Source organism: Flavobacterium sp., assembly GCF_049590715.1.
GTDB lineage: Bacteria > Bacteroidota > Bacteroidia > Flavobacteriales > Flavobacteriaceae > Flavobacterium.
In genome coordinates, this window is sequence record NZ_JBAWDL010000080.1 from 1 (window position 1) to 5,884 (window position 5,884).

5 protein-coding genes and 1 pseudogene are annotated in these 5,884 nt (G+C 34.4%); 1 reads left to right on the plus strand and 5 read right to left on the minus strand.

The window, feature by feature from the left end; all coding sequences use genetic code 11:
- The 3 genes and pseudogenes from rpsB to rplM form a co-directional block, all read right to left on the minus strand.
- Positions 1 to 640 (minus strand): 30S ribosomal protein S2 (rpsB, locus tag WBQ70_RS03980; RefSeq protein WP_423910877.1); only part of this gene is annotated, 640 nt, incomplete at its 3' end.
- Positions 641 to 825: 185 nt separating this feature from the next.
- A complete protein-coding gene (gene rpsI / locus WBQ70_RS03985; RefSeq protein WP_423910879.1) occupies positions 826 to 1,212 on the minus strand; it encodes a 30S ribosomal protein S9 in 387 nt (128 codons plus the stop codon).
- Positions 1,212 to 1,667: pseudogene (gene rplM / locus WBQ70_RS03990) on the minus strand (50S ribosomal protein L13). Before rplM ends, rpsI begins: the two are co-directional and overlap by 1 nt.
- A gap of 346 nt (positions 1,668 to 2,013) precedes the next feature.
- Here rplM and WBQ70_RS03995 point away from each other — a divergent pair.
- A complete protein-coding gene (locus tag WBQ70_RS03995; protein ID WP_423910882.1) occupies positions 2,014 to 3,063 on the plus strand; it encodes a LacI family DNA-binding transcriptional regulator in 1,050 nt (349 codons plus the stop codon).
- Between the two features lie 37 nt (positions 3,064 to 3,100).
- Here WBQ70_RS03995 and WBQ70_RS04000 read toward each other — a convergent pair whose 3' ends face one another.
- Both WBQ70_RS04000 and polA read right to left on the minus strand, forming a co-directional pair.
- Positions 3,101 to 3,910: a DUF2490 domain-containing protein gene (locus WBQ70_RS04000; protein ID WP_423910884.1), complete on the minus strand. Its 810-nt coding sequence runs from the start codon at positions 3,908 to 3,910 to the stop codon at positions 3,101 to 3,103.
- A 195-nt stretch (positions 3,911 to 4,105) separates the two neighbouring features.
- Positions 4,106 to 5,884 (minus strand): DNA polymerase I (gene polA / locus WBQ70_RS04005; RefSeq protein WP_423910887.1); only part of this gene is annotated, 1,779 nt, incomplete at its 5' end.

Consider the following 5,884-nt stretch of genomic DNA (forward strand, 5'->3'; position numbering starts at 1 on the left):
TTTTATCGATTGATTTAGAAGCATCATCATTTGCAGGAATAACATAATCTACCTCACGTGGGTCAGAGTTTGTATCAACCATTGCGAAAACTGGAATGTTTAATTTTTGAGCTTCTTTTATTGCGATGTGCTCAGCTTTGATATCTACTACGAATAATGCAGCAGGTAATCTAGACATATCTGCGATTGAACCTAAATTTTTCTCTAATTTAGCACGAAGACGATCTACTTGCAAACGCTCTTTCTTAGAAAGTGTCATGAAAGTACCATCTTTCTTCATTTTATCAATAGTAGCCATTTTTTTAACAGCTTTACGGATAGTTACAAAGTTAGTTAGCATTCCACCAGGCCATCTTTCAGTGATGTAAGGCATGTTTGCAGCAGCAGCTTTTTCTGCTACGATGTCTTTTGCTTGTTTTTTGGTAGCAACAAATAATATTTTTCTACCTGATGCAGCGATTTTTTTCAAAGCTTCGTTAGCTTCTTCAATTTTTGCTGCAGTTTTATATAGATTGATAATGTGAATACCATTACGCTCCATATAAATGTAAGGAGCCATATTTGGATCCCATTTTCTAGTCATGTGTCCAAAATGAACACCTGCTTCTAGTAAGTCTTTTACTTCTACTTTGTTTGACATTTTTTTGTACTAGTTTACGTTCTGTTGTTAGCAATGTTCCTTTGGCTTTTAGCTTGTAGCTATTGGCTATTGGCTTCATTTAGATGCTAAACTAATCTCTCACCTCAGTGAGACAACAACAACATTGTTTTAAATTCAATAATAAATTCAGTATGTCTTGTCCTAATGGAACAAGACAGGTAATATTAACGTTTAGAGAATTGGAATCTCTTACGAGCTTTCTTCTGACCGAATTTCTTACGTTCAACCATTCTTGGATCTCTTGTTAATAAACCTTCTGGTTTCAAAATGCTTCTGTTTTCAGCATTTACTTCGCACATTGCACGAGCTAATGCCATTCTTACAGCTTCTGCTTGACCAGTTGAACCACCTCCAAATACATTTACTTTTACATCAAAGTTGGTTGCATTTTCTGTCATAGACATTGGTTGCATTACTTTGTATTGTAAAGTAGCTGTTGGGAAGTAAGTTGCAAATTCTTTTTTGTTTACCGTGATTACTCCTGTTCCTTCTGAAACATAAACACGTGCAACAGCGGTTTTTCTTCTACCGATTTTGTGAATAACTCCCATTACTTAAGATCGTTTAGGTTAACAGTTCTTGGTTTTTGAGCGCCTTGTTTGTGCTCTGAACCAACAACAACATTTAAATTTCTGAAAAGTTCAGCTCCTAATTTGTTCTTAGGTAACATTCCTTTTACTGCTTTTTCTACTAACGTTGCAGGGTTTTTCGCTTGCTATACTTTAGCAGTTAAAGTTCTTTGACCTCCTGGGTAACCTGTATGACGCATGTAAATCTTTTCGTCCATTTTGTTACCTGTAAGGTTGATTTTTTCTGAGTTGATAACGATTACGTTATCTCCACAGTCCACGTGTGGTGTGTAACTTGGCTTGTACTTACCTCTCAAAATCATAGCGACTTTTGAAGCAAGACGTCCTAAGTTATGACCATCAGCATCTACAACAATCCACTCTTTTGTAGAGTTTGCTTTTGTTGTTGAAATTGTCTTGTAGCTTAATGCGTTCACAATAATATATTTTAATTAAACATTCCATCCCCAATAAAGGGGTTGCAAAAGTACAATTAATTATTTTAAAACCAAATACCTTAAATGATTATTTTTTCAAGCGTTTTTGTCTGATTATCAATTGGATATTTTATATCGCTATCTGTTGCTTTTATTTATGGACTTGTTGATGAATATTTCTATTGAGTTAAAAAAAGATAGACTGCTTTTATCTTGTTTTTATAGTGTTGTTAAAATCATTATCTTGCGCTTTGGAATTTGAATTTTGAAATTTTTAAACGTTTTTCATTAGAGACGGTCTTAGTTATGAGAGCGAGAAATTTCAAAAAAAATAAAATACTTAATTATGAAAGTAAAAGCAACACTTAAACAAATTGCAAAAGAACTGAATGTTTCAGTTTCTACCGTTTCAAAAGCACTTAATGATAGTCCTGAAATCAGTGAATTGACAAAAATTAAAATTAAGGAGTATGCTAAACTTAAAAATTATAAACCTAACGTAATTGGTTTGAATCTTAAAAATAGAAAAACTAAAACCATAGGGGTTATTATTCCTAATATATTAAATTCCTTTTATGCTAAAGTTTTCAGCGGGATCGAAAAGGAAGCGGATAAAAAAGGATACAACGTGATTACTTGTATATCTAATGAATCGATAGTTAAGGAAGTCAACACCTTGCAAATGTTGAGTAATGGTACTATCGATGGTTTTATTCTTTCAGTTTCTGAGGAGGCACAAAAGCTTCAAGATTATTCTCATTTCTCGGATATAATCAATGAAGGTACACCCATTGTAATGTTTGATCGTATTGCTGAAAATATTGAATGTGATAAAGTAATTGTTGATGATTTTGATTCGGGTTTAAATGTAACGCAACGTTTAATTAATTTAGGGTGTAAGAATATCGCTTTGATATCTTCAATTGATAATTTAAGTGTAGCCAAATTAAGAGCGGATGGTTATTTAAAAGCACTTACAGATAATGGAATTGAGGTAAATGAAAATATTATTTTAAGAACCGATTGTGAAGAAGATATGAAAAACAAAATAGATGCTGTTTTTCTAAATAACGACATTGACGCTGTTTTTGCTTTGGACGAAAATGATTCGGTTGCTGCCTTAAGAGTAGCTGTTAATCAAGGATACAAAATTCCAGATGAACTTTCAATTATTGGTTTTGCCGATGGAATTTTAGCTTCTAGAAGATTGTCACCTAGTTTGACTACGGTTAGTCAACACGGAGTAGAAATAGGTGAAGTTGCTGCTAAATTGTTGATTGATCGTTTGGAATCTGAAGACGGAATAGAGCCACCATATGAAACAGTGGTTATCAAAACCAAACTAAAAGAAAGAGAGTCATCTCGCTCCAATAAAAAATCCATTCGTAAAAAATAAGAATGGATTTTTTTTGAGATGAAATTCAGTAGAGGTTTTACTTTTTAGAAAAATCTAAATTATGCGTATAACCTACAGTGACGGTATGGTTGTTTTCTTTGCTTAATCCATCGCTTTTTTGCGAAAATTGGTTCAAATACCCCAGTTGAATATTCGAGTCTTTGGTAAAGCGCCATCCTAATGCTGCTGATAAACGGTTTTGATCAAAAACATTAGCTGTAACACGATCACCTATATTTACAAATATCTCGTCAGCGACCGCTAAAAACAAGGTGTTGTCTTCCATTTTATCATTGGTCAACGGAACTGTAACTCTAAAACGGTATCTAGCTCTGTGTCTTAGTTTCCAATACCCTTCTTCAGGATCATCATATCTTTGATACTCAGGAGTTAAAGGAGTTCCAGTATTTGTAAAAGACTGCGACCATCTTTGTTCCAATCTAAAACGGCTATCGAAAGCGAAAAGACCACTGTTTTTATGATTGATTACTAATTGTTCCCACACTCGTTGCTCGTTAAATTTGTAATTGTTATATTTTGAAGGGATTTGTTCTGCAAATTCACCGTAAGCTGCTGTTTCAATATAGGCCCATCCCGCAGTTACCATCACTTCTTTGTTGATGTTATAGTCAATTCCAAATCTAAGTAAGTGTTGCATTGGGTTCTTCAATCCGTCATTTCTGCGAAATTGGTATTCCGTATGCAATCCCCATTTTTCGGTCAATTTGTGATTTCCGTTATAGGTTAACCAAGTGTTGGTTTGATCTACTTTTGGGTCGGTTTGTGACCAAGTTGCGGTTGTGACAACTAAAAGAGCTAAGCTAAGCGTTGATTTTAAGTTTTTCAAAATTACGAATGAGTTTAAATTACTGTTTTTTACAAAAATATCATTTACATCAATTTTAGCTTTACTTAAGTTCTTAATATATTGTTATTTTTTGACTGAAATCCAAAAAATGAACAAAGTTTTAAAAAAGAACCACGAATTCACAAATTTTATATTCGTGAACCCGTGGCGAAATATAATGTATATATGTTAGAATCAATGCGCTTCTAGCCAATCTTTCCCCATACCTAGATCTACTTCCAATGGTACTTCCAGTTTAAAAGCATTTTCCATTTCGTGTTTAATCATTGGTTGAATTTTTTCAAGTTCATCGTTATGTACGTCAAATACAAGCTCATCATGTACTTGCAGTAACATTTTAGATTTCCAGTTTTCGGATTTCAATTTGTTGTGAATATTAATCATCGCAATTTTGATGATATCCGCTGCTGAACCTTGAATTGGAGCATTCACCGCATTTCGTTCCGCACCACCACGAACAATGGCATTTTGTGAGTTGATGTCTTTTAAATAACGACGACGTCCTAAAATCGTTTGTACATAACCGTTGTCACGAGCAAAATCAATTTGCTCACTGATATAGGATTTTAATCTCGGATAGGATTTATAATAAGCCTCAATCAAATCCGCACTTTCAGAACGGGAAAGATTTGTTTGGTTCGAAAGCCCAAATGCCGAAACTCCGTATATAATTCCAAAGTTCACCGTCTTAGCATGACTACGTTGTTCACGAGTTACTTCCTCTAACGGAACATTAAATACTTTAGAAGCAGTCGATTTGTGAATGTCTTCGTTGTTTTGAAACGCTTTAATCATGTTTTCTTCGCCACTCAAAGCAGCAATCACACGCAATTCAATCTGAGAATAATCGGCAGAAACTAGGGTGTAATTTTCATCACGAACAATAAAAGCTTTTCGAATCAAACGTCCTCTTTCAGTACGAATCGGAATGTTTTGTAAGTTGGGATTGTTCGAGCTCAAACGTCCCGTTGCAGCCACGGTTTGCATATAATCCGTATGCACACGACCTGTTTTTACATCCACTTGGTTTGGCAAAGCATCAATATAGGTGCTTTGTAATTTTACCATTTGGCGCCATTCCAGAATGTCACGTACAATTTCGTTGTCATTGGCTAAATAAGATAAAACTTCTTCGCCAGTCGCATACTGTCCTGTTTTTGTTTTTTTTTGCTTGGCACCGCCAATTTTTAATTTGTCAAATAAAACATCACCGAGTTGTTTTGGCGAAGCCAAATTAAATTTTTCTCCAGCGGTTTCGTATATTTTTTGTTCCAATGCATTGCTCTCTTGCGCCATTTCAGTTGACATTGATTTTAGAAAGGGAACATCAAGATTGATTCCTTCAGTTTCCATCGCAGCTAAAACTGGAACGAGCGGAATCTCAATCTCATCAAATAATTTTTGAGTTGCTGTTTTCTCCAATTCCACTGCAAAAAGTTCTTTTAATTGGAAAGTCACATCAGCATCTTCAGCGGCGTATTCTTTAATGTCTTCTAAAGTAACATCACGCATTGATTTTTGATTCTTCCCTTTTTTACCAATCAAATCTTCAATGGATTTTGGCGAATATTTCAAATAGGTTTCACTCAAAATATCCATATTGTGACGCATATCTGGGTTAATCAAATAATGCGCTATCATCGTGTCAAATAATTTTCCTGCTACGTTAATTCCGTAATTAGCCAAAATCTTCAAATCGTATTTGATGTTTTGACCAATTTTTTCAACCGCTTCATTTTCAAAAAATGGAATGAATTTTACTGCCAAAACTTTTGCTTCATCCTGATTCTCTGGAAACGGAACATAAAATGCTTTTCCTTTTTCATAAGAAAAAGAAATACCCACTAATTCCGCATGCAGGGCATTCAGTCCAGTAGTCTCGGTATCAAAGCATACGGAAGTTTGTTTTTGTAAATTTTGCAATAATAATTTTATTCCTAAATCACCTTGAAC

Bases quoted from the DNA above. Each gene is read 5' to 3' on its own strand.
- rpsI (WP_423910879.1), bottom strand. From the start codon at position 1,212: ATGGGAGTTATTCACAAAATCGGTAGAAGAAAAACCGCTGTTGCACGT.
- WBQ70_RS03995 (WP_423910882.1), top strand. From the start codon at position 2,014: ATGAAAGTAAAAGCAACACTTAAACAAATTGCAAAAGAACTGAATGTT.